Source organism: Bacillus sp. FSL M7-0307 (genome assembly GCF_038627835.1).
GTDB lineage: Bacteria > Bacillota > Bacilli > Bacillales > Bacillaceae > Bacillus > Bacillus altitudinis.
Genome location: NZ_CP152023.1, coordinates 1,955,562 through 1,981,833, shown reverse-complemented (window position 1 = coordinate 1,981,833; position 26,272 = coordinate 1,955,562). Strand labels below are relative to the sequence as shown.

Annotated in this window: 33 protein-coding genes; 25 read left to right on the top strand and 8 right to left on the bottom strand. The window is 40.5% G+C overall.

What is annotated here, in order from left to right; translation table 11 throughout:
* The first annotated feature begins 294 nt into the window (after positions 1-294).
* The 8 genes from ilvD (at position 295) to MHI41_RS09955 (ending at position 6,816) form a co-directional block, all read left to right on the top strand.
* Entirely contained in the window at positions 295-1,971 is a 1,677-nt protein-coding gene (ilvD, locus tag MHI41_RS09990; protein WP_007500822.1) for a dihydroxy-acid dehydratase, read from the top strand.
* An 81-nt stretch (positions 1,972-2,052) separates the two neighbouring features.
* A complete protein-coding gene (locus MHI41_RS09985; RefSeq protein WP_008346384.1) occupies positions 2,053-2,487 on the top strand; it encodes a BrxA/BrxB family bacilliredoxin in 435 nt (144 codons plus the stop codon).
* A gap of 65 nt (positions 2,488-2,552) precedes the next feature.
* Entirely contained in the window at positions 2,553-3,350 is a 798-nt protein-coding gene (locus MHI41_RS09980) for a class I SAM-dependent methyltransferase (RefSeq protein ID WP_282833904.1), read from the top strand.
* A 266-nt stretch (positions 3,351-3,616) separates the two neighbouring features.
* Complete coding sequence (locus MHI41_RS09975; RefSeq protein ID WP_024718552.1) at positions 3,617-4,234, top strand: YpjP family protein; 618 nt, start codon at positions 3,617-3,619, stop codon at positions 4,232-4,234.
* 18 nt (positions 4,235-4,252) lie between these two features.
* On the top strand, positions 4,253-4,780 hold the full coding sequence (locus tag MHI41_RS09970) for a phosphatidylglycerophosphatase A (protein WP_008346387.1): 528 nt from the start codon (positions 4,253-4,255) through the stop codon (positions 4,778-4,780).
* Between the two features lie 113 nt (positions 4,781-4,893).
* Positions 4,894-5,688 (top strand): thymidylate synthase, encoded by a 795-nt coding sequence (locus MHI41_RS09965; protein ID WP_017367468.1) that lies wholly within the window; start codon positions 4,894-4,896, stop codon positions 5,686-5,688.
* Positions 5,685-6,173 (top strand): type 3 dihydrofolate reductase, encoded by a 489-nt coding sequence (gene folA / locus MHI41_RS09960; protein ID WP_041091285.1) that lies wholly within the window; start codon positions 5,685-5,687, stop codon positions 6,171-6,173. Before MHI41_RS09965 ends, folA begins: the two co-directional genes overlap by 4 nt.
* A gap of 19 nt (positions 6,174-6,192) precedes the next feature.
* Positions 6,193-6,816, top strand: coding sequence for a 1-acyl-sn-glycerol-3-phosphate acyltransferase (locus tag MHI41_RS09955; RefSeq protein ID WP_251185745.1), 624 nt, complete (start codon positions 6,193-6,195; stop codon positions 6,814-6,816).
* A gap of 38 nt (positions 6,817-6,854) precedes the next feature.
* Here MHI41_RS09955 and MHI41_RS09950 read toward each other — a convergent pair whose 3' ends face one another.
* Both MHI41_RS09950 and MHI41_RS09945 read right to left on the bottom strand, forming a co-directional pair.
* On the bottom strand, positions 6,855-7,490 hold the full coding sequence (locus MHI41_RS09950; protein WP_008346394.1) for a hemolysin III family protein: 636 nt from the start codon (positions 7,488-7,490) through the stop codon (positions 6,855-6,857).
* Between the two features lie 13 nt (positions 7,491-7,503).
* Complete coding sequence (locus tag MHI41_RS09945; protein WP_282833905.1) at positions 7,504-8,472, bottom strand: sigma 54-interacting transcriptional regulator; 969 nt, start codon at positions 8,470-8,472, stop codon at positions 7,504-7,506.
* Between the two features lie 180 nt (positions 8,473-8,652).
* Here MHI41_RS09945 and ilvA point away from each other — a divergent pair, with 180 nt between their 5' ends.
* From ilvA to ypmT, 7 genes are all read left to right on the top strand, one after another.
* Entirely contained in the window at positions 8,653-9,921 is a 1,269-nt protein-coding gene (gene ilvA, locus MHI41_RS09940; protein ID WP_045035067.1) for a threonine ammonia-lyase IlvA, read from the top strand.
* A 36-nt stretch (positions 9,922-9,957) separates the two neighbouring features.
* Positions 9,958-10,209 carry a YpmP family protein gene (locus MHI41_RS09935; protein WP_008346400.1) on the top strand — a complete coding sequence of 84 codons (252 nt, stop codon included), beginning with the start codon at positions 9,958-9,960 and terminating at the stop codon, positions 10,207-10,209.
* 184 nt (positions 10,210-10,393) lie between these two features.
* Positions 10,394-11,236 carry a DegV family protein gene (locus tag MHI41_RS09930; protein ID WP_135227108.1) on the top strand — a complete coding sequence of 281 codons (843 nt, stop codon included), beginning with the start codon at positions 10,394-10,396 and terminating at the stop codon, positions 11,234-11,236.
* A 22-nt stretch (positions 11,237-11,258) separates the two neighbouring features.
* Positions 11,259-11,849: a cytochrome c oxidase assembly protein gene (locus MHI41_RS09925; RefSeq protein WP_007500791.1), complete on the top strand. Its 591-nt coding sequence runs from the start codon at positions 11,259-11,261 to the stop codon at positions 11,847-11,849.
* A gap of 69 nt (positions 11,850-11,918) precedes the next feature.
* Complete coding sequence (locus MHI41_RS09920) at positions 11,919-12,680, top strand: SGNH/GDSL hydrolase family protein (RefSeq protein WP_025207511.1); 762 nt, start codon at positions 11,919-11,921, stop codon at positions 12,678-12,680.
* Between the two features lie 9 nt (positions 12,681-12,689).
* Positions 12,690-13,256, top strand: a complete 567-nt coding sequence (locus MHI41_RS09915; RefSeq protein ID WP_073414639.1) for a YpmS family protein — start codon at positions 12,690-12,692, stop codon at positions 13,254-13,256.
* A 24-nt stretch (positions 13,257-13,280) separates the two neighbouring features.
* Positions 13,281-13,478, top strand: a complete 198-nt coding sequence (gene ypmT / locus MHI41_RS09910) for a protein YpmT (protein WP_008346409.1) — start codon at positions 13,281-13,283, stop codon at positions 13,476-13,478.
* A 188-nt stretch (positions 13,479-13,666) separates the two neighbouring features.
* Here ypmT and MHI41_RS09905 read toward each other — a convergent pair whose 3' ends face one another.
* The 3 genes from MHI41_RS09905 to MHI41_RS09895 all read right to left on the bottom strand — a co-directional run bounded on the left by MHI41_RS09905 (position 13,667) and on the right by MHI41_RS09895 (position 15,197).
* Positions 13,667-14,335: a DUF4397 domain-containing protein gene (locus tag MHI41_RS09905; protein ID WP_017359694.1), complete on the bottom strand. Its 669-nt coding sequence runs from the start codon at positions 14,333-14,335 to the stop codon at positions 13,667-13,669.
* 117 nt (positions 14,336-14,452) lie between these two features.
* Positions 14,453-14,713 carry a hypothetical protein gene (locus MHI41_RS09900; RefSeq protein WP_008346413.1) on the bottom strand — a complete coding sequence of 87 codons (261 nt, stop codon included), beginning with the start codon at positions 14,711-14,713 and terminating at the stop codon, positions 14,453-14,455.
* 52 nt (positions 14,714-14,765) lie between these two features.
* Positions 14,766-15,197: a MarR family transcriptional regulator gene (locus tag MHI41_RS09895; protein WP_007500780.1), complete on the bottom strand. Its 432-nt coding sequence runs from the start codon at positions 15,195-15,197 to the stop codon at positions 14,766-14,768.
* A 138-nt stretch (positions 15,198-15,335) separates the two neighbouring features.
* Between MHI41_RS09895 and msrA the strand changes: the two genes are divergently transcribed.
* Both msrA and msrB read left to right on the top strand, forming a co-directional pair.
* Positions 15,336-15,869, top strand: coding sequence for a peptide-methionine (S)-S-oxide reductase MsrA (gene msrA, locus MHI41_RS09890; RefSeq protein WP_282833909.1), 534 nt, complete (start codon positions 15,336-15,338; stop codon positions 15,867-15,869).
* A complete protein-coding gene (gene msrB / locus MHI41_RS09885) occupies positions 15,869-16,300 on the top strand; it encodes a peptide-methionine (R)-S-oxide reductase MsrB (protein ID WP_007500777.1) in 432 nt (143 codons plus the stop codon). Before msrA ends, msrB begins: the two co-directional genes overlap by 1 nt.
* Positions 16,301-16,353: 53 nt before the next feature.
* Here the strand turns inward: msrB and MHI41_RS09880 are convergent, their stop codons facing one another.
* Positions 16,354-17,382 (bottom strand): SDR family NAD(P)-dependent oxidoreductase, encoded by a 1,029-nt coding sequence (locus MHI41_RS09880; protein WP_282833910.1) that lies wholly within the window; start codon positions 17,380-17,382, stop codon positions 16,354-16,356.
* A 253-nt stretch (positions 17,383-17,635) separates the two neighbouring features.
* Here MHI41_RS09880 and MHI41_RS09875 point away from each other — a divergent pair, with 253 nt between their 5' ends.
* The gene (locus tag MHI41_RS09875; RefSeq protein WP_282833911.1) at positions 17,636-18,358 is read left to right on the top strand and encodes an acylneuraminate cytidylyltransferase; all 723 of its coding nucleotides are present in this window, start codon (positions 17,636-17,638) and stop codon (positions 18,356-18,358) included.
* A 28-nt stretch (positions 18,359-18,386) separates the two neighbouring features.
* Here MHI41_RS09875 and MHI41_RS09870 read toward each other — a convergent pair whose 3' ends face one another.
* Both MHI41_RS09870 and MHI41_RS09865 read right to left on the bottom strand, forming a co-directional pair.
* Complete coding sequence (locus MHI41_RS09870) at positions 18,387-19,349, bottom strand: DUF3880 domain-containing protein (protein ID WP_342494169.1); 963 nt, start codon at positions 19,347-19,349, stop codon at positions 18,387-18,389.
* Positions 19,350-19,364: 15 nt separating this feature from the next.
* Positions 19,365-19,766 carry a hypothetical protein gene (locus MHI41_RS09865; RefSeq protein ID WP_007500770.1) on the bottom strand — a complete coding sequence of 134 codons (402 nt, stop codon included), beginning with the start codon at positions 19,764-19,766 and terminating at the stop codon, positions 19,365-19,367.
* Positions 19,767-19,973: 207 nt separating this feature from the next.
* Here MHI41_RS09865 and cgeC point away from each other — a divergent pair, with 207 nt between their 5' ends.
* The 7 genes from cgeC to MHI41_RS09830 all read left to right on the top strand — a co-directional run bounded on the left by cgeC (position 19,974) and on the right by MHI41_RS09830 (position 26,073).
* Positions 19,974-20,294, top strand: a complete 321-nt coding sequence (cgeC, locus tag MHI41_RS09860) for a spore maturation protein CgeC (protein ID WP_007500768.1) — start codon at positions 19,974-19,976, stop codon at positions 20,292-20,294.
* An 18-nt stretch (positions 20,295-20,312) separates the two neighbouring features.
* Positions 20,313-21,608, top strand: coding sequence for a glycosyltransferase family 2 protein (locus MHI41_RS09855; protein ID WP_342494168.1), 1,296 nt, complete (start codon positions 20,313-20,315; stop codon positions 21,606-21,608).
* 155 nt (positions 21,609-21,763) lie between these two features.
* Positions 21,764-23,140 (top strand): sigma 54-interacting transcriptional regulator, encoded by a 1,377-nt coding sequence (locus tag MHI41_RS09850; protein WP_342494167.1) that lies wholly within the window; start codon positions 21,764-21,766, stop codon positions 23,138-23,140.
* Positions 23,141-23,256: 116 nt separating this feature from the next.
* Complete coding sequence (gene ablA, locus MHI41_RS09845; RefSeq protein ID WP_056704357.1) at positions 23,257-24,657, top strand: lysine 2,3-aminomutase; 1,401 nt, start codon at positions 23,257-23,259, stop codon at positions 24,655-24,657.
* Between the two features lie 2 nt (positions 24,658-24,659).
* Positions 24,660-24,941, top strand: a complete 282-nt coding sequence (locus MHI41_RS09840) for a YokU family protein (protein ID WP_342494166.1) — start codon at positions 24,660-24,662, stop codon at positions 24,939-24,941.
* Positions 24,942-25,020: 79 nt separating this feature from the next.
* Positions 25,021-25,245 (top strand): YozE family protein, encoded by a 225-nt coding sequence (locus MHI41_RS09835; protein WP_003215834.1) that lies wholly within the window; start codon positions 25,021-25,023, stop codon positions 25,243-25,245.
* A 147-nt stretch (positions 25,246-25,392) separates the two neighbouring features.
* On the top strand, positions 25,393-26,073 hold the full coding sequence (locus MHI41_RS09830; protein ID WP_125590358.1) for a hypothetical protein: 681 nt from the start codon (positions 25,393-25,395) through the stop codon (positions 26,071-26,073).
* Positions 26,074-26,272 lie beyond the last annotated feature (199 nt).

Here is a 26,272-nt window from a genome sequence, read left to right as displayed (position 1 = left end):
GCCAATAAAAGGCAGCTTGTTTTCTGAAAATGGCTTTTTTATTGGCAGAAAAATTTTTTTAGAAAAATTATTTTGAATATTGTTGAAATATGAGAAAAAACTCTATATAGTAGTAGCAATATAGAATATTGGAGGTCAGATTTTATGACACAATCCTTGCTGAGCACTTGCTTCAGCAGAGAAATCAGTCACTATCTATTATAGGTGGCTAAATAAACAGAAAATTTGTAAAATAAAATGAACTCAAAATCATACAGTCAACAAGACTAGTAGTATAGGAGGCTTTTTAAACAGATGGCAGAACTTCGCAGTAATATGATTAAACAAGGAATTGACAGAGCACCTCACCGAAGCTTACTAAGAGCAGCTGGGGTAAAAGATGAGGATTTTGGCAAGCCGTTTATTGCCGTATGTAATTCCTATATTGATATTGTCCCAGGGCATGTCCATCTTCAGGAATTCGGAAAAATTGTGAAAGAAGCCATTCGTGAAGCTGGCGGTGTTCCATTTGAATTTAATACAATCGGGGTAGATGATGGTATTGCGATGGGGCATATTGGGATGAGATATTCATTGCCAAGCCGTGAAATCATTGCTGATTCAGTAGAGACCGTAGTGTCTGCACACTGGTTTGATGGCATGGTGTGTATTCCTAACTGTGATAAAATCACGCCAGGTATGATGATGGCTGCCATGCGTGTGAATATCCCAACTGTATTTGTCAGTGGTGGACCGATGGAAGCTGGGAGAACAAGTGATGGCAGAAAAATTTCGCTTTCTTCTGTCTTTGAAGGCGTAGGCGCATACCAATCAGGGAAAATTAATGAAGAGGAATTAAACGAATTAGAGCAATTTGGCTGTCCTACATGCGGATCTTGCTCTGGTATGTTTACAGCAAACTCAATGAACTGTTTAGCAGAGGCGCTAGGGATTGCTCTTCCTGGAAATGGAACCATTTTGGCGACTTCACCAGAACGAAGAGAATTTGCGAAGAAGTCAGCAAAACAATTGATGGAGCTAATCAAAAAAGACATTAAACCACGTGATATTGTCACGGAAAAAGCGATCGATAACGCATTTGCTTTAGATATGGCACTTGGTGGTTCAACCAATACAGTTCTTCATACATTGGCGATTGCAAACGAAGCGGGCGTTGAATATTCACTTGAGCGTATTAATGAAGTAGCAGAACGAGTGCCGCATTTATCCAAACTCGCTCCAGCTTCAGATGTATATATTGAAGATTTACATGAAGCAGGCGGAGTGACCGCTGCACTAAATGAATTGTCCAAAAAAGAGGGGGCTCTTCATTTAGATACCATGACCGTCACAGCGAAAACGTTAGGCGAGAACATTGCAGGTCATGAGGTAAAAGATTATAACGTCATTTATCCAATTGACAAGCCATTTACTGAAAAGGGCGGCTTAGCCGTTTTATTTGGAAACCTTGCGCCAGATGGAGCAATCATTAAAACAGGCGGTGTACAAGACGGCATCACACGTCATGAAGGACCTGCGATCGTATTTGAATCCCAAGAGGAAGCACTTGAAGGAATCATTAATCGAAAAGTAGAAGCAGGACATGTTGTCATTATTCGTTATGAAGGACCTAAAGGCGGTCCAGGTATGCCTGAAATGCTAGCACCAACTTCACAAATTGTTGGAATGGGACTTGGTCCAAAGGTTGCTTTAATTACAGACGGACGATTCTCCGGTGCTTCTCGCGGATTGTCTATTGGACACGTCTCTCCAGAGGCAGCAGAAGGCGGCCCGCTTGCCTTTGTTGAAAATGGTGATCATGTCGTTGTCGATATCGAAAAACGCATTTTAAGCGTAGATGTCCCGGAAGAAGAATGGGAAAAAAGAAAAGCAAACTGGAAAGGCTTTGAGCCAAAAGTAAAAACAGGTTACCTTGCCAGATACTCAAAACTTGTGACATCAGCCAATACAGGCGGAATCATGAAAATTTAATCTGAAATTGAACATTTGAAAATTGGCTCTCTCTATAGTATCCTTTATTCACAACATAAGGATTATAGAGGGGGCTTTTTTATGTCAATGGCATATGAAGAATATATGCGTCAGCTCGTCGTACCAATGCGCCAAGAACTAACTAGTGCAGGGTTTCAAGAGTTGACGACTGAAGAAGAAGTAGAAAAAACGATGCAGGAAGCAGAAGGAACAACATTTGTTGTCGTCAATTCCGTATGCGGATGTGCTGCTGGTTTAGCACGCCCTGCTGCTACTCAAGCTGTCATGAAAGCAGAAAAAGCACCAGATCGAATGGTGACGGTCTTTGCTGGTCAGGACCGGGAAGCAACGGCTAAAATGAGAGAATACTTCACAGGTGAGGAGCCATCTTCTCCATCTATGGCACTTTTAAAAGGAAATGAACTCGTTCACTTTATCCCGCGTGACGAAATTGAAGGTCATGAAATGGAAGATATTATGAAGAACGTCTTATCTGCATTTGAAAAACATTGCTAATACAAATATTGAAATGTCCTGTGATCCATCAGGGCATTTTTTCTTGATTATGATGGAGGAACGTCATGCTCATTACAACAAGCTTTAGAGCAAATGAACAAACAATTGAAACGGCAAAGGCCCTCGCAAAGGACTTGCATGGTGAGTATATCGAGCGGCGCAAACAATCTGTCAAACAGCTTGCGATCAAGCGGGGGGATGTACTGGTTGTTGGGAAAGAACGATTTGAATGGTATCAGCCAAATGGTGAAAAGTTCTTTTTCCATCCAAGCTCAGCGATGTTTAGGGTGAAGCGGGTTCTGCGAGGGGAAAAAGATCCATTAATAGAAGCAGCACAATTAAAGCCGGGCGATTCCTTTTTAGATTGTACGCTTGGGTTAGGATCTGATGCGATTACCGCAAGCTGCGCTACAGGCGCCAATGGAGAAGTGGCAGGCATTGAAAAAAATCCGGTGACGGCATTGCTTGTTCGAGAAGGACTCAGCACATGGGAAACGGGTGTGAGAGAGGCAGACGAAGCGATGAAACGGATATCTGTTATCAGCGGGGATAGTATTGAGCAGTTAAAGAAGCTCCCTGATCGATCCTATGATATCGTCTATTTTGACCCAATGTTCGAAGAAACCATACAAGAGTCTGCTAGTATGATGCCGCTTCGTCATGCAGCTGAGCATCATTTTGACCATGAAACCGCTGTGAAAGAAGCAATGAGAGTGGCTAGAAAAAGAGTGGTTTTAAAAGATCATTGGAAAAGCACACGATTTACCACTGATTCCTATCAATTTCAGGTGATGAAACGTAAAACCGCCCAATTCCATTACGGATATATCTCAATAGAAGAAGACAAATCAACAAAACTTTAATCACTCTTAACAATAAAAAAAGCCCTATTTCAGGGCTTTTAATCGGTGATCTCCATATAGACAAAATAAAATAACGTCAGCAAGGAAGCTGTGATGAAAAACCCTTCAAGCATATCCATTCCTCCCAAATTTTAGTCGTCGTTACTGTCATTGTAAACGTTTTATCATGAAAAAGAAAGTCTCAACTCAATGACCAAATTGAATGACTGAAAATTCATTATATGCTAGAATAGCAGTATGATAACTTATGGAAGGAATTAGATATCATGAAAATGTGGATGAGAAAAACGCTTGTTGCACTCTTTACGATTGCGACTTTTGGTTTAATCTCTCCTCCATCGGCTTTGATGACAGACAAGCCATCTGAACTTTCTTCATCTGATAAATCACCTTATACAGCAGTTTATGATACATCAGATGATACGCGCAGCTGGGAATTATCGCAAGAAGACAACAAAGAGCGGGTAGACCCCTTTGAGCAATATAAGCAAGAGGTTCTATCAAGTGCAGAAAACCAATCCTTTCTCAAATTTGGTCGTAAAATCACACCTGTCATTGAGGACGAGTATAGAGAAGAGATTCAACCCAAAATTGAACAAGTGTTAACCGACTTTTTAACAAATTTCAAAGATGACGAAAAATTTCAAGATGTTGTTTTAACTGATCAGCCTTCAAGCGGAAATGGGGAAAAAATCTTCCACATTTATAATAGAAAGACTGGAGAAGATTTGCTTCGTTTTCATGTCAGGAGAGATCAGCCGCCTCACAGCGGATATTGGTTTAATTTTCACTACCATACAGCAGAAGATGGATTCCAGACGCATCATGAACTCGGTAATATTTACTGGGATAAAAACACCCCGCCGAGCTGGATGAGCCACTAGAAGGAGATGTCATGCCAATTGAAAAAGTATACAATGAACGAAATGGTTCGCATTACAAAACAGATGTTAAACGAGCGTGGAGTGAAAATAGAAGATATTGCACATATTGTGCTGAAACTCCAAGAGAAATACAACCCAAATCTTCCACTTAGTGTCTGCATTGAAAATGTTGAAAAAGTGCTGAATAAAAGGGAAATTGTCCACGCAGTTTTGACAGGACTTGCTCTTGATCAGCTGGCAGAAAAAAAGCTTTTGCCAGAACCTTTGCAGCATTTAGTTGAAACAGATGAACCGCTATATGGAATTGATGAGATTATTCCGCTTTCCATTGTCAATGTATATGGATCAATCGGTTTGACCAACTTCGGTTACCTAGACAAAGAGAAATTTGGTATTATTAGAGAATTAGATGAAGGTCGTCCTGGTGAAGTACACACCTTCCTCGATGACCTTGTCGCTGCGCTTGCCGCAGCAGCAGCAAGCCGCATAGCTCACTCTCACCAAGATATTAAGGACGAAGAGCAGGATCGAGTGAATCAAGCATAAAAAGAAAAACATGTCTGCTCATCATGCAGACATGTTTTTTTGGTTTCAATTGGTTTCAACAAAAGCAGAAATAAGGTAAACTACAACAAGAACATAAATAAAGGATGAAAAAAATGAAACAATACAAAGAGTTATGCCGTCATGTATTACAGCACGGGGATGAAAAAGGTGACAGAACAGGAACAGGCACTATCAGCACGTTCGGTTACCAAATGAGATTTGATTTACAGGAAGGATTTCCTCTATTAACAACAAAGAAATTACACCTGAAATCAATCATTCATGAGTTACTGTGGTTTTTAAAAGGTGATACAAATGTCAAATATCTTCAAGAAAATGGTGTCCGTATTTGGAATGAATGGGCAGATGAAAATGGAGAGCTAGGGCGTGTGTATGGTGCGCAGTGGAGATCATGGGCGAGCGGAGACGGAGAGACAGTGGATCAGATCAGCAAGCTGATCCATGATATTGAGAATCATCCTAATTCGAGAAGATTGATTGTCAGTGCGTGGAATCCAGGAGAAATTGATCAGATGGCGCTGCCTCCTTGTCATTGCTTGTTTCAATTTTACGTATCAAACGGTAAATTATCGTGCCAGCTCTATCAACGTTCGGCAGATATCTTTTTAGGTGTGCCTTTTAATATTGCTTCGTATGCACTTCTAACGATGATGATTGCCAAAGTGACAAACCTTGAGCCAGGAGAGTTTATTCATACGCTAGGAGATGCTCATATTTATCAAAATCATCTTCCGCAGGTCAAAATGCAGTTAGAGCGTGAGGAGCGCACACTTCCGCAGCTTCGCATCACTAGAGATGTCAAAAGTATTTTTGATTTTACGTTTGATGATTTTGTGCTCGAGAACTATGATCCACATCCGCATATTAAAGGAGAAGTCAGTGTATGATTTCCATGATAGTGGCGACAGGAAAAGACAGAGTCATTGGCAAAGATAATCAAATGCCTTGGCATTTACCCGCTGATTTAGCGTATTTTAAAAAAGTCACAAGTGGCCATTCCATTGTCATGGGCAGAAAAACGTTTGAATCAATTGGACGAGCACTGCCTAACCGCCGGAATATCGTGTTAACCACAAGTTCTTCTTTTCAAGCTGAAGGATGCGAGGTAGTTCATTCAATCGATGATATTTTAACCATTGCGAAGACCGAGGAAGAATTATTGATCATTGGCGGGTCTAAGCTGTACGAGGAAATGATGCCATACGCAGATCGTCTATATATCACGCACATTCATCATTCATTTGAAGGCGACCGTTTCTTCCCTTATTACGATGAAGATGATTGGACGGTTGTATCACGTGAAACAGGCCATCGTGACGAAAAGAACCCCTACAATTATGAATTTGTTGTCTATGACAGAAAAGAAGGATAAGTGAGTAGGAGGAGTACGGTTGTTTCGTTATTGGTTTTTAACGATTTATGTTGTTGTATCTTTTTTTAAAAGTATAAGGCATTTGTATGATCATGAATTAACAGATCCACGCATTTCCTATACGAAACGAATGCATCTCATCCATGAGCATGCAAAAAGGTTTGCCAGAGGGTGTATTGATCAATCAGGATCCGTCATGACCATTCATCAGCAAAAAAGGCTGCCAGATGGCCCTGTTATTTATGTCACAGAAGCACATCATCCAGTGACGACGACATTGCTGATTGGTCACTTAGAGAAGCCATTTGCTTTTATGGCAAAACCGCATCTGTTTCGCTATCCCATCTTAAAACAATGGTTGAAGAAGATGGCGGTGATCAAGCAGAATCAATCTGATGAGGCGTTATTAGAAGAAGCAAGAGAAAGAGTTCTATCTGGCCAGAGTCTGTTGCTTTCTGAACAGTATCGTGTCATGGCAGAGACGCTTGCTGACGAATGTAACTGCCCACTTGTTCCGGTTGAAACAAGCGGCACAGACCGTCTTTTAACAGGGAAGATCGTCAAAAGACTTCGTCCAGTTAATGTCGATATCCATATAAAAGCACCGGTCAAGATGAGTGATTACGCACAAAAGCGCGCATAGAAAAAACCAGCATCCACATTCGGATGCTGGTTTTTTGATCATGCTGGGATGTTGACGCAATAAAATAGAATGCAGAAGAACATGGATGCACTTCCTCCGAGAACAAAGCTGTGCCAAATCGCATGATGATAGGGAATTTTCCGCCAAATATAAAAGATCGTTCCGACTGAATACAAAATACCGCCTAATAGTAAGAGGCTGAATCCAGCTCCTGTTAATTGAATGTACAGAGGTTTAATTGCGATGATAATCATCCAGCCCATCAATAAATAAACAAGGGTGGATACAATGATAAACCGTTTGACGAAAAAGATCTTAAAGACGATACCGCCTGCAGCAAGCGCCCATACGATTGCAAGAAGAGTATAGCCAAGTGCGCCTTTTAATGGGCCAAGCAAAAATGGCGTATATGTACCAGCAATCAATACATAAATCGCAGAGTGGTCAAGGATTTCAAATACATCTTTTGTTTTTTTGTGCCGAATGCTATGAAGCAAAGTAGAGCTTAAATAAAGCAGCAGCATCGACGCGCCAAATATCGAAAAGCTAATAATGTCAGTGACAGTGCCGTATTGAACAGCGAATAAAACGAGAAAAACAATGGCGGGAATGGATAAAATGACGCCAATGCCATGTGTAATCGCGTTGGCAATTTCTTCTTTTACAGTAAACAATGGATGTCCTCCTTTATTGAACCGGTATATAACCATCAAGCGACTTCAGAAATGAGAGACCTTCAAGTGTAATCTTCGTTCCAGCTCTGCCTTTCCCTTTCGTCACATAGGCTTTTTTCTCAAGATCATCTAATCGACTCCTTACTTGTTGAGGGGTCAGCGGGATGTCGCCTTGTTTGCTTAACTCAGACAAGATACGTCTGCTGGCTGCTTCTCCTTTTTCATTTAGAGACTTAATGGCTTCGAGTAAGAAAACAAATTCTTGTTTCTCCATAAGCGTGAGCTGGTGTTCTTCTTTTTTTCCTTTACCAGCTGTTTGTTGAGGTAATAATACAAAAGGTGGCAAGTGATGCAAGAAAACTGTTTGCCCTTCGAGGATCGCGGCTGCATAATGAACGATATTTTTGAGCTCTTGGACATTCCCTTCAAACGAATATTGCTGTAAGACTTCCCACACACTTGAGTCGATGTCAGGTGTCATGTTCAGTTCTTGAAAGAAAGCAGCGGTTAAAATAGGAATATCTGTTTTTCGATCTTCTAAAGGCGGGAGAGGGATATGAAGCACATTGAGCCGATAAAACAGCTCAGGTAAAAAATTGGACGAAACGCTCATCGCCTCTAATGATAAAGACGAAGAAGCAATGATTTTTGTTGCAGGAGAAACTTCGAGAAAACGAATGACCTGATGCTGCATAGGAATACTAAATGCGCTGACTTCGTCTAAATAAAGCACATGATTTGCCGCATGAGTAAATGCTTCCTGCAAAGTCACTTCATCTACAATGGGGCAGTAGATATGTTTCATCGAAGCCTGCGCAGCAAATGTATTGGCCATTTCTTTTGCAAAGCGTGATTTGCCTGTTCCAATTTCACCTGTGATCAACACAGGCTGATCGTTTTTCGTGAATTGTTTTGCCAAATGAATGGCGTGTTTTATATCTTGGTGTTCTCCATATATATTAGCAAACGGATGTGTGGTCATCGAGCGATTCCTTTCTTTTGGTTCTAATTGGTTTTATTATAACACCCAATTAGAACAAATGTATAGAAAAACGAAAAAGTTCATGAAATTTATCTCCGATCCATGATCTATTGGTTTATTTTTTGAATATTCATGTTATAATGACAAATTAAATAAGGTTAAAGAGAAAGGATCTTGTACATGAAACCGTTGCTCAAAGAAAACACGCTAATTCAAGTGAAAGACATCTTAAAAGCCCATCAAAATTTGAAGGATGTAGTGATTCATACACCACTTCAAAAAAATGAGCGACTTTCTGAACGATATGAATGTAATGTCTACTTAAAAAGAGAGGACCTGCAAGTTGTTCGTTCTTTTAAATTAAGAGGCGCTTTTAATAAAATGAGCCAGTTGCCAAAAGAAAAACTAGAAAACGGCATTGTCTGTGCCAGTGCAGGAAATCACGCACAAGGCGTTGCCTATTCTTGTAAATATTTAGGTATCCACGGGAAAATTTTTATGCCTGCTACCACGCCAAGGCAAAAAGTATCTCAAGTGGAGCTTTTCGGAAAAGAATATGTTGACATTATCTTAACCGGAGATACCTTTGATGATTCGTATCATGAAGCAGTCAAATGCGGAGATAAGGAAAAGCGGGAATTTATCCATCCATTTGATGATTTAGATGTCATGGCAGGACAAGGAACAACTGCTGTAGAAATATTAAATGATATCGAAGTGGAGCCTCACTTTTTATTTGCAAGTGTTGGGGGCGGAGGTTTGTTATCTGGCGTTGGCACATATATTAAAAATATCGCACCAGAAACAGAAATTATTGCAGTCGAGCCGCTTGGTGCCGCCTCACTTCATGCTTCCCATGAGAAAGGGGAGGTTGTCACACTTGATTCAATAGATAAGTTTGTAGATGGAGCAGCGGTTCAGCGGATTGGCGAAAAGACGTTTACGTCGCTTCAGTCCGTTGTCGATAAGATTAGTCTTGTACCAGAAGGAAAAGTATGCACAACCATTTTAGAGCTGTATAATCAATGTGCAATTGTAGCTGAGCCAGCGGGTGCTTTACCGATCGCGGCTTTAGATGCACATCGTGAGGAGATTAAAGGGAAAAATGTCGTTTGTATTGTCAGCGGAGGCAATAATGACATTGGCCGGATGCAAGAAATCAAGGAACGCTCCATGATTTATGAAGGTCTCCAGCATTATTTCATCGTTAATTTTCCGCAAAGAGCAGGTGCTCTCAGGGAATTTTTAGATGAAGTGTTAGGGCCAAATGATGATATCTCACGCTTTGAATATACGAAAAAGAATAACCGAAGCAAAGGACCTGCGCTTGTTGGGATCGAATTGAAAGAAAGAGATGACTATGCAGCGCTGATTGACCGAATGAATAAAAAAGGCTTTCACTATGTTGAAGTGAATAAAGATCAAGATTTATTCCACCTATTTATTTAGGCTTAACAGATAATTGGAAAAGAGGATTGATCGTTTGTGCTGCTCAAAACAATATGTTTTAGACGGATGGATGGAGCTCAGATCAAGGTAACAGAAGTCCCTGTTTTAAAGGGAGATGAATCCTATGGTTTCATGCTCACCTTTAGACTTGAAGCTTTCTTGAAAAAAGTCTATGTATCTAAGGGAAAGAGGCATGTGTACTCTTTCAGGGAGGATGTGAAACGTAACGTCAAGTGGAGCACATATGAACAGATCTATCAAGAGCCTACATTGAAACACAATGCGTAAATAAGAATCTTTGTCAAAGGAGTAAAAGGCCGCTTGAAGTGCGCCTGCTCAGTTTGGCAAGGATTTTTTACATGAAAAGAAGAAAATGTGACAATTTCAAAAACGTTCTGACAGTTGTTTTGAAGATTGAAGGAAATAAGGTAATATCTTAAGTAAAGACTAAGACAGCAAGGATGAGACGATAGTGAAACAAATTAAAATTGTAACAGATTCAACTGTGGACCTTCCGCAAGAAAAAATCAATGATCTTTCCATTCATGTCATTCCGCTCAATATCTCCATTTCTGGGGTTGATTATATTGACCGAGTGAACATACAGCCAGATGAATTTATTGAAAAAATGGAGGCCGCTGAGGAACTGCCGAAAACGTCTCAACCTGCGATCGGTCAATTCGTCGAATTATATGAAAAACTGACGGCAGATGGAAGCGAAGTCATTAGTATCCATTTAACTGGTGGGATGAGTGGTACGGTTCAAACTGCTGAAAGCGCTTCTAAAATGGTAGACGGGAATATCACTGTCATTGATTCGAATTTTATTTCCTATGGTTTAGGGTTTCAAGTCACCAAAGCAGCAGAGCTTGCAAACAAAGGGGCAAGCCGTGATGACATCCTCAAAGAAATGGACAAAATTCGTCTTAAAACAAAGCTATTTGTCACAATCGATACATTAGAAAATCTCGTGAAAGGTGGACGAATTGGAAGAGGAAAGGCGCTGATCGGTTCACTTCTTCATATTAAACCAATTGCCAGCTTAACAGACGGCATATACACACCAGAAGCGAATGTGAGAAGTTACTCCGCTCTTGTCCGCTATTTGACAAAACAGTATGTACAGGCGGTGAAAGGGAAAACCGTTCAGGCAATTGGGATTGCACATGCAGACGCATTAGAACTTGCAGAAAAGCTTAAAGCAGCACTGCTTGATCACACACCTGATGCACTAGTTGACATTGCTTATACAACTCCGATTATTTCCTGTCATACTGGTAAGGGCGCTATAGGCTTTACTTTTTATACCGATTGATTGAAAAGGGGATGTAATTGTCATGTATACAAAAAGGGGAGCCTTATTTGGTGCGCTTACGATCATAAGCGTGCTTCTTTTAGTCTCATGTTCAAATGGACAAATCAAGGATGCGTTAAATTATCAAATCCAGCCGTTTGAGTATCAAAACCAGGATGGTCAAAAGGTGTCGCTCGACGATTTAAAGGGGAAAGTCTGGGTGGCAGATTTTATTTTTACAAGCTGTGAAACGATTTGCCCTCCGATGACGGCACATATGACAGAGCTACAAAAACGGTTAAAAGAAGAAAAATTGGATGCGCACATCATTTCATTTAGCGTCGACCCAGAGGTGGATTCACCGAAAAAGCTAAAGGAATTTGCAAAAGCATATCCATTATCCTTTAAAAATTGGGATTTTCTCACTGGTTACTCGCAGTCAGCGATTGAAAAATTTGCAATGAAAAGCTTTAAGACGATTGTGAAAAAACCTGAAGACGAAGACCAAGTGATACATCAATCTCTGTTTTTCCTCGTTGATCAAGAAGGAAAAGTGATGAAAAATTATGATGGCGTTCAAAATACGCCATATGATGAAATCATCAAGGACATCAAAACACTGAATCGAAGCTAGCATAAGGATGTTCAAATGAGCGAAAACATGATACACTTTTTTAATCAGAAAAAGGAGGGACATCATCGTTTGAAGGCTCGTTTGATTTTGATTGTGATGTCTCTAGCTTTTGTTCTTTCTGCATGTTCCGCGCAAGAGGCTGGCATAAAGGATAAACTAGAAGACACACAAAACGTAAAAGAACATATTACGATCGCAGCGGTTGGAGATTCCTTAACAGAAGGAATCGGAGATCAAAATAAAAAAGGGTATGCAGGCATCACCCGTGACAAGATAGAAGCGGTGGACGGCGTACAGTCTGTTACATTAAAAAACTATGCCATTAAAGGCAGTAGAACGGTAGATTTATTAAAAAGATTAAAAGAAAAAAAAGTGCAGGATGGACTGAAAGACGCTGATTATATTTTCTTTACGATCGGCGGAAATGACTTAATGCATGTCGTCCGACAAAATGTGCTCAACTTGACATTTGCTCCTTTTCAAAAAGAGCAAGGTCCTTTTGAAGAGCGTTTTAAGACCATTCTTGCTCAATTAAGAGAGCATAATGACCATGCAAAGATCATGTATGTCAGTATGTACAATCCTTTTAAGTTCAGCTTGTCTGAGCTGAGAGATATTGATGAGGTCGTCAAAGACTGGAATGCAGCTGCCGAAAAAGAACTAAAAAAAGACGGCAATGCTGATATGATCGATGTAGCAGATTTATTTGAAGATGATCAAGATGAAAAATTACTGGCAGATGATGATTTCCACCCAAACCAAAAGGGGTACTCTCTTATGGCAAATCGTTTATTCTCAGAAGTGAAAAAAGAAGGACTGCCGAAGGAATAGGGTGAAAAGATGAAAAAATGGAAGAGTTTATTTTTTGTTTTACTGTCAATTAATCTATTGATTGTTCTTGTATGCGGTATTTTTATGCTGCTGCCGAGCGATCAATCCGCTTCGAAAAAAGAAGTGAACAGCGAGTATGCTTTTAACATTTCTAGTTCAAAAGAATCGCTCACCAGCTTTGTCAATGATTATTTAAAAAACCAAGGATCAAGCGATATGCCAGACTTTCATGTTGCAATTGACCAAGATGTGAAAGTAACAGGTGCAATCAAAGCTTTTTCTTCAACGATTAATGCAAATGTATCATTTACACCAACTGTTGAAGATAACGGGGATGTTTTGCTGAAAGTAGATGACTTTTCAATTGGGCAATTAAGCATCCCAATCAGTTTTGTTTTAAGCTACATGGGTCAATTCTATGAACTGCCTGATTTCGTTCATGTGAAACCAGACCAAAAAACGGTGGAAGTGCGCCTTTCAGAAATGCCGCTGACGAATGATATGTATGTCAAAGCGAACAAAATTGATCTTGAGAATGATGAAATTGAATTCTCATATTATCATCCAAAGCAATAGAACGTGTAAGTCAGGAGTGAAACGATGAAGCGAGTCTATCAATATTTTAGTTTACTGTCGCTCTTATTTGCTGCATACTTTGGCATGACAGCTGCCTCTCATTTAAAAGCAGAAAATATCGACCAGTTTTACTTAAATATCGCCTATTGTGCATTATTTTTAGGTACCATGATTCTTGCTTTTGATTTTCAAAAACAAGAAAAAGCTGAAGATGTTTCGTAAATAGCCTTTTCCATTTGGAAAGGCTATTTGTCTTCTTTTCAGCGTGATTGAAAATCTTTGCATTCTAGGAAGGACGAGTACCGGAGCGGAGCGAATTTTACATTCGTGAGCACCGGCACGCAGGACTGACACCGAATGCGAGGGTATGTCTACACGCTAAGAGCCTTCTCCATCTGGAAAGGCTCTTTTTACATTTGGTGAGACAAGACGACTTTTGCCATTAGCTCTGGCTCTCCGTTTGCAAATCCATGAAGTAAAATAAGATAGGCCCGCTTTGTTTGCAGGTGAACTTTCGGAATATCTAGCAGTACACTTTGAGTACCGGCAGCTTTTAATTCAAAGTGATACTTATTCGGAGAGAAGTGGTGGGTTTGGGTGCCGTTTACATATCCGAGCTCCTTTGATAACATGCCTTGATCTCGTTCATATATATCAATGAAAGGGAGGTCTGGTGACAGCTGGATAAACGTGAGTGCTGATAGCTCATCTTGCTTAATCAGCGAGTCTTGCTTTTCTGTGAGCAGCGCAAAGCCGGTACGAGCTCCTGTGATACATAGCGTGTAAGTCTCGTTTCCATTAATCATCATACGAGAAGAAAGAATTCTTTCTTTTGTAGCCAGCTTGAATACTTCTATCTCATAAACACCCTCATCCCATTCCATATAAGCAGACAGCTGACCGTATGGCAGCTTTTTTTGGATTGGCTGCTGATTTACAAATACAGCAAGCTCACTTAAATCCGGTGCAGCGTGAAATAATCGAATAACAGCTTTGGAAATGGTGTTTCTCGGATGGTATGGGGGAAAGGTAGCTAATGGACGATATAGAAATTGATTCATCTCGTAGAGCTGCTGCACGTCTTTATCCCTTCTTTCTCTGCAATGTGTTTTTTGTAGCGTATGCAAGAAAGGGACGATCTGTATAGGCAAAAGAAACATAGAAAAAAGCCTGACAAAAAGTGTCAGGCTCTCGTATTAAGAAGGAGATGAATATTGATGATATTCAGCCAACTTAATGAACGTTTTTTCATCCTCAATTAATCCGCAAACGCCGCACTGGACTTTGATTTTCGGTCCTTGATAGTTCATGTGAAAAGGAGAAAGCTGATCTCCTTCATATGTTTCGACAATAGCTCCAGTTGCTGGATCAAGTTTCACAGGTTCTGAATGCTGCTCGATGAGATTAAAACGCGTTCTGTTGGTTTTGCAGTTCGGACAAAGATATGGACTTGTCATGGTTCATTCCACCTTTTTATCCGTAGCATGTCCTCCACGCTAAAATCTATGCTTAATCTTTTTGACTTTTATCCAGCTTTTTAAATAATTTGATCATCGTTTTCAGTTCTTCATCATCAAATGATTCAAATCGTTCCATGAAGTATTCTGTTTTCTTTTTCTCAAAATGCTCAGTAATTTCCTTACCCTTATCGGTTAAGTGGATTTTGATGATGCGTCGATCCTCTTTTGAACGGATACGAGTGATCCAGCCTTTTTCTACAAGTGTGTCGGTTACAGCTGTAATATGGCTTGCTGATACACCGAGAATTGAGGCGAATTCCGTTACTTTTTTTGCGCCTTGTTCACGCAGCAGATTTAAAATGAGAAATTCATTCCGAGATAATTCGTTTTCAAGCAGGCTGTTAATTTCATAACGTATTTGCTTAAATACGGTTCTCAGTAAAGTATCCATTTCATACATCATTTGTTTTCTTTGTTCCAATCATTAAACCCCCATTATATTTTAAGATACGACAGAATGCTTTCTTTTGTTTTTAGGTATACAAGTCGTATCATTTTCATTATTTTTTATCATGTTATAATATGATGATACCATTTTTTAAATGAAGGGGGCACTAATATGTCTGAAAAACAAGAATTAGCCACATTTGCTGGAGGCTGTTTCTGGTGTATGGTTAAACCTTTTGATGAACAGCCAGGCATTATCAAAGTTGAATCAGGGTATACTGGCGGACATACAGTGAATCCAACCTATGAGGAAGTATGTACAAATACGACAGGCCATAGAGAAGCCGTTCAAATTACCTTTGATCCAGACGTTTTTCCGTATGAGAAGCTATTAGAACTATATTGGCAGCAAATAGACCCAACAGATGATGGAGGACAATTTGGTGATAGAGGAGAGTCCTACCGTACAGGGATTTATGTCCATAATGAAAAACAAAGGCAACTTGCAGAAACATCAAAAGAGCAGCTGAGCCAAAGTGGAATTTTCCAAAAGCCAATCGTGACAGAAATTTTAGGGGCTGGTCCTTTTTATCCTGCTGAGGAATATCATCAGCATTATTATAAAAAGAACAAAATGCACTACGAACGATACCATGTCGGTTCGGGCAGAGCAGGTTTTATTCAATCTCATTGGAGTGATAAATAATGGCTAACGAAAAAGAGCAGCGCATCAAAGAATTAAACCGAATGCAGTACGAAGTGACGCAAAATAATGGCACTGAGCCGCCATTTCAAAATGAATTTTGGGATCATAAGGAAGAGGGCATTTATGTAGATATCATTTCAGGCAAACCATTGTTTTCTTCTTTAGATAAATTTGATGCCCATTGCGGCTGGCCAAGTTTTACAAAACCGATTGAAGATCAAGAGGTAGAAGAGAAAGTAGATACGAGCCATGGAATGGTGCGGACAGAAGTTCGCAGCAAGACGGCCGACTCTCACCTTGGTCATGTATTCCCTGACGGCCCAGGGCCAAACGGTCTTCGATATTGTATTAATTCAGCCGCTTTAAAGTTTATCCCGAAGGATGATCTTGAAAAAGAAGGCTATGGCCATTTGAAACACATCTTTCAATAATTGATTTTAAAAATCGTCACACGGAAGTCATCTGCTTCCGTGTGACGATTTTTTTATTTTTTATGGTGGGTATGATGTAATTGTTCAATGATGTGAAACAGCTTCTCTTTTGTAATGAGCGGTGCTTCGTTTGATGTGTAATGGGTCAAATGGACTTTTTGAAAATGAGGGTGAAGATGTGGTCTTGGTAAAATGGCATAAAATTGTTCATGTTCAAACAGTGCATCTCCCTCGTGAGGGAATGTGAGTTCCTCGTGAAGTTTTTCTCCAGGTCTTTTGCCGACAACGAGAATATCAGGAGAAGGAACGTTGATCTGACCGGCATATTCATGAAATGCTTTCAATAGATCAGCCAGCTGTAATGACTCCATCTTGAGAATGAATGTTTCGCCGCCTTTCATCATGATAGCTGCTTCAAGCGTGAGGGATACAGCTTCTTCAATAGACATAAAAAAGCGTGTCATCTTAGGATCAGTTACAGTTAGAGGTTGTTCACTTAACAACTGTTGAAGCATGATGGGGATGACGGAACCCCTTGAGCCAAGCACATTGCCAAACCGGACAGAGCAAAACCTCGTTTTCTGATTTGAAATACTTTCATTCGCTTGAAAAAACAATTTTTCTGAAATTAATTTTGTAGCTCCCATGGCATTTGTCGGAGAAACCGCTTTGTCGGTTGAAATGTTCACAACATGACTGACTTCGTGTTCAAGTGCTGCTTCGATGACATGCTGTCCGCCGATGATGTTGGTTTGGACAGCTTCAAACGGATTATCTTCGCAGGTGGGTACTTGTTTGAGTGCAGCTGCATGGAAGATGATATCTACTCCTTTGACAAGCTGCCTGACGCGGCTTGCATCCCTCACATCTCCAAGTGCAAATACAACCTCTGGATTTGCCGCATATTCATTTTTCATCATGTATTGTTTACTGTCATCTTTACTGAAGACAATGACCTTTTTAGGAGAGCAGGCTGTTAATTTTTTCACAATCTGCCGGCCAATCGAACCCGTACCGCCTGTGACCAAGATGATTTTGTCACGAAAAAAGGTCTTCAAACTCGTTTCTATTTGTTTGGACATATCTAATCCCCCAACTCTCATTTCTCTACTTTGCATCATATGTGAAAGAGAGGAAGACGTTTGAGGAAAAGAACCACTTCATGCATAAATTAGGTGAACCAATTATAACCATCTGCTTGACGACTTAATAGAATATGTAGAGATAGAAGATTAAGTAGAATAGCGAGGCACCTGAAGACTTCAGTACGGCGATCAGTTCAGCTCTCAGAATGTATTCACTGATACTGAGCTGCACGAGGGGAGAAGATCATACATGTATAGGGGAAATCGTATTTTAGCCATGATACCAGCTTTTAGCAGCAAGCAGGGGCATCATGCTGAACACATTCGCGTATTGGCGGAGCGGCCGCTAATCTATTGGACCATTCAGCCATTATTACAAATGATTGAATTAGATGAAGTCATCGTATCTTCAGAGGATGTGAATACTCAAATCATTTCGTCCCACTATGGAGCAAATGTCATTGAACTGCCAAGCACACATGTGACGGAACAAACACCTTCTTTAGTAGCTGTGAAGCATGCACTTGCTTATTTAGAACGAGAGGGAAAGACGTTTGATATTGTTTTGTATTTGCATCCAGCATCACCACTAAGGCAGACGGCAGATATTGAGAACTGCTTGCAGCTTCTAGTAGAGGGAGGATATGATTGTGCGGCTTCTTTTACAGAGGCGTTAGAAAATCCAAATGAAACTTGGACACTTCATGACACCAATGAAGCCAGCCTGTATAAGGACAATCATTATTTTTTTGTACCAACTCAGGAGCACCCTTATAAGTATGGACGTTTAAATGGAGCTGTCTATGCGTTTCATGTTCCATATGCAAAAGAATGCATTCATTCCTTTTTAGAAGGATCTGTTGGTGCATATATGATGGATCATGCGCAATCGCTTGTTGTGAAAAGTGAGGAAGATCGGAAAAAGGCAGAGAAGATTTTATTGGCTCGACAAGATGCAGAAGGAACGGCATAAGATGATGTCAATTAGAAAAAGCGCCCGGTCATAGGGCGCTTTTGACTATTTCATAAAGTCTGTAAGGCAGCGTATCAAATGTGTTCCAGCGAACGACTTGCTCGTAATTGTTCTCTGCAACCGATTGTCTTTGTTGAGGATTTTTTACATAGTGCTCGACCTGCTTAATCAAATCGTTTTCATGTGTGTAAAAAGCGAAGCTTGAAAATGACTGTGACGGTTGTAGATCTGTCAACTGAAAGCCTCCGCTTGCAGCGATATCAAATGCTCTGTTGTTGAGGCTCATATTTTGAACATTGACTTTGTTTTGATTATAGGTAAATTGTGCGGGCCTGTGCGGATTCAGAACAATGGCTGATGTTTGATAGATGTCTGCCATCTGCTCGGGACTCAGCCAGTGAGTCATCAGTGAGAGATCACGATATCGTCTGCGTGATTTATTCAACACGCGATGCCAATCTTTTCCTGCTACGAGAATGCGCCATTTGTTTTGATGTAAGAGTGTATCGATTGCTTTGATGCGGTTTGGATAAGGATAGCCAATGAGTGCAATGTCATAGATGCACGATTCATGTGGTGATTCTTTTTTCTGAAATACGTGTGTATTGGTTGGAATGGGAAAGTAGTGCGTGTGATTAGCGCCTAGTTGTTTGTAAAATGACAAAGCACCTTCGTCAATCGTTAAGATCAGCTGTGCATCATTTACGCATGCAGCTGACACATCTATATAAAAAGGGTCTTCTGTCATCCACAGTACAACGGGGATCTTTTCTTGTTTGAATTGATGAAGCAGTTCTGTTGGAATATGATCACCGATCATCATGAAAACAAAATCCGGAGAGAATGTCCGGATTTTGTGCATATAAGCGGGTAGAGTTTCCCTTTCCACTTTGACGCATGAAAAGGGGGAATCAATGAAGCTATCTTCTATCCATTGATCGAACATCTGATAGATTCCACCGTAGCCAGAGCTGATATAAAGAAGCTTCATGATGGCCCTCTCACATTAAGATGTGAACGTAACACTTTCTACTTTATCTACATCTAATAGAGTCGTTGCAGAGCCCGTAGGTGTCACAGAGCTTTCTTGTGTGACGAAAACAACACCTGTTGAAGCATCGAATGATACGAATTGAACGGGTCCGATTAAGTCACCTGAGTCCATGACAATGCTAATGACTGTTCCAGGTGCAAGTCTTGCGAAAATCCATCTTGCTGGTTGAGATACGTCGAGTGTTGTAGCAGAATCTGAAGGTGATGCTTCAGCTGCTACCTCACTAAATAAATCGTTCAATTTTTCTTCCACTTGAACTCCTCCTTCTTCGAGATTAACTGTTAACGCATGACTAAGCGGTTTGAAAAACAGCTTTAATAGCTCTTTTTTTAATTCGGCACGCTTTTCGCTCATGTTTTCCCCATCCTTTCTTCATCCATTCAAACACACCACTATGTATATGCCGTTCTCTTTTTTTGGTATAAGCAGAATGCTCATTCCTTGTTCTTTTTTCATTTAATGACTTCACACATTTTTGAAAAATGTTTTCAAATGCTGATGCTAAATGAAGTGATCCTCATACTCTAGTAAAGATCAAACGAGAAGAAAGAGGGAATCTGAATGGAATTTGAACAACTATTAAATGGCTGGAACGAAGAATTACTAGAAACAGAAGGAATACTTGAAGTTGTGTTGATTATACTTCTTCTTCATCTTTTAGAGGAAAGTGAAGAAGGGAGTGCGTCAGAGATTAAAGAATTGTTGCGCCCATGGCTTGAGCTCGGCATTCCGCTGCCGCGTGTTCATTTAGTCAATGGAGATGTGCTGCAAAACGTGGTTGTCGTACAATTGTTTGACTCAGTAGCAGTCTTTAAAAATGCGACAAATCAGCTAAGAGTAAGTGTTCCTTATGTGAACATTGTCAGCTGGGGGGCTTTTTAATCTATTTAAAAAAGGATAATGGTCATGAAAGTATCAGTGATATTAACAAGCTACAACAAACCTGATTTCATTGAACGTGTGCTAAAGAGTGTGGTAGAACAAACGTATCAGCATTGGGAGCTTTTGATCATGGATGATGGCTCTGAACAAGAAACGATCCAAAAGATGCAGCCTTATTTAGTGGATAAGCGCATTCAATTGTATTCTCATCAAATTCATCCTGCAAACCGGCTGAAGACTGTACGTTATGCAACGCTAATTAATGAAGCATTAACACGTATAACAGGTGAGCTGGTTTGTTATGTAACTGATGATACAGTATACAGAAAAGATCGTTTAGAGAAAATGGTCGAGGTTTTTCAATCGAAGCCTCACATAGATATCGTCTATTCCTCGCAGCGTGTCGTGCATGTGAATCAGCATTTGGTGGAAACGGCGAGCTTCGTTCGAGAAGCAGATCAAGTGTTGGAGCATGCATCCTTTCAAGTCGACCATTGCTCTGTTATGCATAGAAGCCGGCTGCTTTCGCTTATTCATGAAAAATATGGACAATACTGGGCTGACGAACCAAAACATTGGCATCATGCTGACTCTGTGTTTTGGATGAGACTGAATCATTTTGCTGCGTTCTTTCCATTACAAGAAGTACTTGATACCACATATAAAACGCCACAATCATTCCATCATATGTTTGCGAGTATGCCCTACGATTTAATTGACGGAGCTGTGATTGAAAGAGAAGGCGCTTATTATCAAATCGCTCACGGATATCTTCATCGTATTGACAGGCGCTGGGTGAATGAAAAAAACAGGCGTGCGATTCGTGTTCCCTCGTTATGTGCGATGAAATATGAAATGAACGAGCCGCTGACAGTCCCAAATTATACAGTCGTCACCGCAGATAACGGCAGAACATTTTATTATATTGAACATCAGACAAAAAGACGGTTTGCTTCAAAACGTGATGTGCAATATTTTCAGTTTCACCAAAAGGAGATATACACGGTAACAAAAGAGCAGCTGGAGACGTTTGAGGAAGGCAGCATCATTCAAGTATCTCCAATATTCAGCCCGCCAAATAGACGGCTGTTCAAATGGAAACAAGATGTCTATTTATTTGTGCATGATACCTTTTGCCGGATTGTCCCTGAGGTAGTGAAAATATTTGCATTTTACCATCAGCCAATCAAACTACAGCCTTCTCAATTTGCATTTTTTCAAGAAGGAAAGCCAATTGTGCCGCTGTATATGGAGTCACTTCAGGAATTTGACTTGTCTCTTTATCAGATGTCAGGACGAAAGTACTCCTCATAAGAGGGGTGCTTTTTTTCGAATTGACGAAAAAAGCAGGAGATCGAAAGGAAAAAGCGAAACGTGAAAAGGATAGGGGAACACGTTGAATATCATCAAGCCGCTGAAAATTGGGCAATACGTGCCGAATTTTCGGCATAGAAAGTGAGGGGGAAATAGTGGGGAAGGTTGTCGAAAGAGCGGATTGGTTTGAATTAATTTTAGAAGCCATCGATGAAGCGATTCACGTTGTAGACGATCAAGGGGTCACCATCTTTTATAATCATAATGCAGCGAAGTTCGACTGTTTAGCGAAAGAAGAGGTGATTGGCAAGTACATACTGGATGTGTATCCTTCATTAACTGAAAAGACAAGTACACTCATGCATGTACTTAGAACAGGAAAACCCATTTATCATTCTTTGCAAACCTATTTGAACAAAAATGGAGAAAAAATTGAGACCGTCAACACCACATTGCCCATTATAGAAGGCAGCAAGTTAATTGGGGCGGTAGAAGTAGCGAAGGATGTGTCGAAGCTGTCGGCACTTTCGAATCGTTTAGATCAAAAAAAGCGAACGGATGGTGCGCCTGGCACCACTCAAATGCATGATTTTTCTTCATTTTTAACAAATGATCCACACTTAAAAGAAATGCTGGAGAAAGCGAAAAAAGCTGCTGCATATCCTTCATCCGTTATGGTCTTCGGGGAAACTGGGACAGGAAAAGAGGTACTCGTACAAGCGATTGTTCATGCATCTGATCGGAAAGATCAAGTCTTTATCCCACAAAACTGCGCTGCTCTTCCAGAATCGCTACTTGAAAGTCTTTTATTCGGGTCTGTCAAAGGAAGTTATACGGGCGCAATAGATCGCAAGGGGCTGTTTGAGTTAGCAGATGGCGGTACGCTTTTTCTTGATGAGCTGCAAGCGATGCCGCTTACGCTGCAAACAAAACTACTGCGTGTGTTAGAGGATGGTGTCGTCCGCCGGATAGGTGATGCAAAAGCGGTTCAAGTAAATGTCAGAGTGATTACGGCACTCAATATCGACCCATTTGAAGCCGTTAAAAAACAAATGTTAAGAGAAGACTTATTTTATAGACTGCATGTGTCATCATTTCATATCCCGCCGCTTCGCACAAGGAAGCATGATATCCAGCTGTTATCCCGCCACTTTATTCAAACGTATCATCAGCAATTTTCTAAAAACGTCAACCGCCTTTCTGAAGAAACTATCCAAGTATTTATGGCCCATCAGTGGCCAGGGAATGTCAGAGAATTAAAACATACGATTGAGCATGCCGTCTTGATGATGCCAAAGGAAGCAGAAGAAATCACCCCAGCATATCTCCCTGCTCATTTGCGGACGCATCAGATAGAAAGTCATCCGCCAGAGTCCTCATTAAAAAGTCAAGTGATGTCATTTGAACAAACGCTGATTCAAGAAGCTTTACGAAAGCACGCAGGGAATATTAAGCAAACGGCAGCCGCTTTAAAGATTCCTCGACAAACATTGCAGTATAAGCTAAAAAAATATACAGATGCCGAAAAGTAGGCACTTCAAACAGTTGAATGTGACGGAAAAGCTCCTTTTATAAAGAATAGGGGCATTTTCCCATGTTGGCACATAACTTGCATAGTATAAAGTGAATGCTGATAGGGGGAATGGATATGAATCAAAAACTGTATCAACCTGCGCGACATTGGAAGGACATTGAACTTTGGAAGGACGTACCCGAGGAAAAGTGGAACGACTGGATTTGGCAGCTGACGCATACGGTCAAAACGCTTGAAGATTTAGAAAAAGTCGTGAACTTAACAGAAGAGGAAAAAGAAGGGGTGAAGATTTCCACGAAAACCATTCCACTCAACATTACACCCTACTATGCCTCACTGATGAATCCAGATGATCCAAGATGCCCAATCCGTATGCAGTCTGTACCGATTGCAGAAGAGCTTCATAAAACAAAATATGATCTTGAAGATCCGCTCCATGAAGATGAGGATTCACCTGTTCCAGGTTTAACGCACCGTTACCCAGATCGTGTGCTGTTTCTTGTCACAAATCAGTGCTCCATGTACTGCCGCTATTGTACGAGAAGACGTTTTTCCGGTCAGATCGGGATGGGCGTGCCGAAAAAGCAATTAGATGCCGCCATTGGATATATTAGAGAAACCCCTGAAGTGCGGGATGTGTTAATTTCAGGCGGTGACGGGCTGTTAATTAATGATCAAGTGCTTGAATACATTTTGAAAAACTTACGAGACATTCCTCACGTTGAAATCATTCGAATTGGAACACGTGCCCCGGTCGTGTTTCCGCAGCGAATAACAGATGAATTGTGTGAAATCTTGAAAAAATATCATCCAGTTTGGCTGAACACTCACTTTAATACAAGCATTGAAATCACAAAAGAAGCGAAAGAAGCGTGTGAGCGCCTTGTCAATGCTGGCGTGCCTGTTGGCAATCAGGCGGTGATTCTAGCGGGAATTAACGACAGTGTTCCAATTATGAAGAAGCTGATGCATGATCTCGTCATGATTCGCGTCAGACCTTATTATATTTATCAATGTGATTTATCTGAGGGGATCGGCCACTTTAGAACACCTGTTTCAAAAGGCCTTGAAATCATTGAAGGCTTAAGAGGACATACGAGTGGTTATGCCGTGCCAAGCTTTGTTGTAGATGCACCAGGCGGAGGGGGGAAGATCGCCTTACAGCCAAATTATTTATTATCTCAAAGCCCAGAGAAAGTGGTCCTGCGTAACTTTGAAGGTGTGATCACCTCTTATCCAGAGCCAGAACATTACGTCGCCGGCCAAGCGGATGCGTATTTTAATGAAATCTATGAAGAAAAGAAAGAACCGGCCATTGGCGTGACAGCTCTATTTGAGGATGAAGCAAAATCCTTTACGCCTGAAAATTTAAGCCGAATGAAACGAAGAGAGTCTTATGAAACGAATCCTGAACATGATACGCTCAAAAACAAACGTGAAAAACGAGATGAATTAAAAGAGAAGAAATATCAAGCCCAGCTCAAAAAAGAACAAACCGTAAAGGAGGAGAAATAACGTTGCTGACATGTGATTGGTGTGAGGAGAAGGAAGCGAACGCAGGACAGACCACAGTCTATTGGGAACTCATCACGGGCACACAATCGATTGAGATTTTGGAAACGCCTTCGATTTCTTGCACGCATTGCGGGATGACGTATCAGAAGGATGAGACAGTAAAAGAGATAGAAGATCAATTAATTTTAGTCGATCAAACAAAGCTTCCAGAAAAAATCTCATATGCAGAATTAATGAGCATGGAGCGGTTATTAAAGCGAAATTACTTTGATTTTTCTTCATAAGTTGTACCTCCGCCTATACAAGTCATCAAATTCCTGTATAATATAACAACAAAATAGAGTGTCGCGGAGGGAAAAACAGGTGAAGTCGTTTTACCATTATTTAATGAAGTACAGACATCCAAAACCGAAGGATGAAATCAGTCATTTTGCAAATGCTGCTTATGAAGATCACAGCTTTCCTAAAGCATCCACTGATTATCATGAGCTATGTGCCTATTTAGAGTTAAATGGGGACTATTTAAGCTCCATGACGACATTTGACGAGGCTTTTGAGCAATACGAAGTAGAAGTCAAAAAAAAATAACACACACAACCGCTTGTTCCGTATGGAAGAAGCGGTTTTTTCATGAAGAAATAAAATGGCGTTTTGCATGGTGTGGTTGCCCATGCAGAATTCCTTGCGCCGGCATACGATACGTTAAGACCAAAAGTCGGGCAAGGGGGAGACAGAATGAAGGCGAAAGCACCAAAATATAAAGTAGGGGATATTGTCGTCGTTGTCATGTACGGCACAGTTGGAACGATAACAAAAGTCCATCAAATTGACCAACATTATCTATATGAGGTCAATCATAATGAGGTGCTTTATTTTGAAACATCACTCCAGCTTTACGATGAGTACGACGGGGTGATTGTAGATACAGAAAAGCTGGACATTGAATATGAGTTCCTCATTGGCGATGTTGTATATGTAAAGGATTACGGGAAAGAGCTATTTAAAATCATTGGTCATCGGACTGAAATATGGCGTTACCTTGAAGATGGCTGGGAAGATGTCATTTATGAACTGACAAGGTTAAAAGACGGAGAATGGCTGGAAACAGAAGAAGAAGACTTGACGCTTGTTCTAAGGAAATATGAGATGGATCAGTTTGTTCATCAGCTTCTTTTTGTGCATTACGTTGGAGAAACCTCAAAAGAAATAGAGGAAGATATGGTGCAAACCGCTCTATTACAGTTAGAAGAGAAACAAGAAAGCGAAGCATCACTAGAATTTCTCGCTGTATCTATAGTGGATGAGCTTCTTGATATTTACAATGATTATAAAATTCTCTATGAATTTTTCAATGATCCAGAATATAAGGATATGATGGACTTTATTTTGGAAAGTTTAAACGAGCATTTTGGTTAAAAGAAGACTTGTCCTAACACGAATAAAAAGTAAGGAACACAGAAAAAAGCAATCACATAAAACCATCCCCTCAAGATACGGCCCATCACCTGATCAAAAGTATGACCATCTAATATGCTTAACCATTTCATTGCCTCATGCCCCTTTTCTTTTCGTTTACTGCATTTATATGTATGGAATGAGCCATTATGACAAATTG

Bases quoted from the DNA above. Each gene is read 5' to 3' on its own strand.
- ilvD (WP_007500822.1), top strand. From the start codon at position 295: ATGGCAGAACTTCGCAGTAATATGATTAAACAAGGAATTGACAGAGCA.
- MHI41_RS09985 (WP_008346384.1), top strand. From the start codon at position 2,053: ATGTCAATGGCATATGAAGAATATATGCGTCAGCTCGTCGTACCAATG.
- MHI41_RS09980 (WP_282833904.1), top strand. From the start codon at position 2,553: ATGCTCATTACAACAAGCTTTAGAGCAAATGAACAAACAATTGAAACG.
- MHI41_RS09975 (WP_024718552.1), top strand. From the start codon at position 3,617: ATGAAAATGTGGATGAGAAAAACGCTTGTTGCACTCTTTACGATTGCG.
- MHI41_RS09965 (WP_017367468.1), top strand. From the start codon at position 4,894: ATGAAACAATACAAAGAGTTATGCCGTCATGTATTACAGCACGGGGAT.
- folA (WP_041091285.1), top strand. From the start codon at position 5,685: ATGATTTCCATGATAGTGGCGACAGGAAAAGACAGAGTCATTGGCAAA.
- MHI41_RS09945 (WP_282833905.1), bottom strand. From the start codon at position 8,472: ATGACCACACATCCGTTTGCTAATATATATGGAGAACACCAAGATATA.
- ilvA (WP_045035067.1), top strand. From the start codon at position 8,653: ATGAAACCGTTGCTCAAAGAAAACACGCTAATTCAAGTGAAAGACATC.
- MHI41_RS09925 (WP_007500791.1), top strand. From the start codon at position 11,259: ATGTATACAAAAAGGGGAGCCTTATTTGGTGCGCTTACGATCATAAGC.
- MHI41_RS09915 (WP_073414639.1), top strand. From the start codon at position 12,690: ATGAAAAAATGGAAGAGTTTATTTTTTGTTTTACTGTCAATTAATCTA.
- ypmT (WP_008346409.1), top strand. From the start codon at position 13,281: ATGAAGCGAGTCTATCAATATTTTAGTTTACTGTCGCTCTTATTTGCT.
- MHI41_RS09900 (WP_008346413.1), bottom strand. From the start codon at position 14,713: ATGACAAGTCCATATCTTTGTCCGAACTGCAAAACCAACAGAACGCGT.
- msrA (WP_282833909.1), top strand. From the start codon at position 15,336: ATGTCTGAAAAACAAGAATTAGCCACATTTGCTGGAGGCTGTTTCTGG.
- msrB (WP_007500777.1), top strand. From the start codon at position 15,869: ATGGCTAACGAAAAAGAGCAGCGCATCAAAGAATTAAACCGAATGCAG.
- MHI41_RS09880 (WP_282833910.1), bottom strand. From the start codon at position 17,382: ATGTCCAAACAAATAGAAACGAGTTTGAAGACCTTTTTTCGTGACAAA.
- MHI41_RS09875 (WP_282833911.1), top strand. From the start codon at position 17,636: ATGTATAGGGGAAATCGTATTTTAGCCATGATACCAGCTTTTAGCAGC.
- MHI41_RS09870 (WP_342494169.1), bottom strand. From the start codon at position 19,349: ATGAAGCTTCTTTATATCAGCTCTGGCTACGGTGGAATCTATCAGATG.
- MHI41_RS09865 (WP_007500770.1), bottom strand. From the start codon at position 19,766: ATGAGCGAAAAGCGTGCCGAATTAAAAAAAGAGCTATTAAAGCTGTTT.
- cgeC (WP_007500768.1), top strand. From the start codon at position 19,974: ATGGAATTTGAACAACTATTAAATGGCTGGAACGAAGAATTACTAGAA.
- MHI41_RS09855 (WP_342494168.1), top strand. From the start codon at position 20,313: ATGGTCATGAAAGTATCAGTGATATTAACAAGCTACAACAAACCTGAT.
- ablA (WP_056704357.1), top strand. From the start codon at position 23,257: ATGAATCAAAAACTGTATCAACCTGCGCGACATTGGAAGGACATTGAA.
- MHI41_RS09830 (WP_125590358.1), top strand. From the start codon at position 25,393: ATGAAGGCGAAAGCACCAAAATATAAAGTAGGGGATATTGTCGTCGTT.